Source organism: Agrobacterium sp. 10T429, from assembly GCF_056393925.1.
Genome location: NZ_JBFTGV010000046.1, coordinates 1 through 464 on the forward strand (window position 1 = coordinate 1; position 464 = coordinate 464).

Here is a 464-nt window from a genome sequence, read left to right on the forward strand (position 1 = left end):
CTTCACCACGCCGCCGGCGTTGCTGACGATGGTGCTGGTGGGCGTGAGCGCCACCGTGCCGCCGCCGCCGCCGCCGTTGTCTCCACCTCCACCGCCGCCACCGCCGCCACCACCACCGCCGTTGTTGGCCGTATCCGTGCCGGTGCCGCCCGTCCCACCCGTGCCGCCGAGGCCGGCGTTGTTGCTGCCCGAGCCATTCGAGCCACCTGAGCCGCTGGTGCCCATCGACGTGGAGCCGCTGCCGCTGGCGCAGCCGCCCAGCACGATGAGCGACCCGAGCAATGCCGACAGGGCGATGTGCTTCGCGAACGTTTGATTGCGCATGACCTTTTCCCTTTTGGTTTTTTCCCGACCTGCCACGAATGCGTGGCGGTACATGCCATGGCGCAACCGGTGTGCCATGGCCGGCAACGGCCGGCAACGGCCTGCGGGCATGCCATGCGAAGGGAGGGAAGGGGCCGCGG

The 464-nt window shown here is 70.0% G+C and carries 1 protein-coding gene; it reads right to left on the reverse strand.

The window, feature by feature from the left end; all coding sequences use genetic code 11:
• On the reverse strand, window positions 1–324 hold a 324-nt coding region (locus AC1DCP_RS26425; protein ID WP_476774874.1), incomplete at its 3' end, for a hypothetical protein.
• Window positions 325–464: the final 140 nt, after the last annotated feature.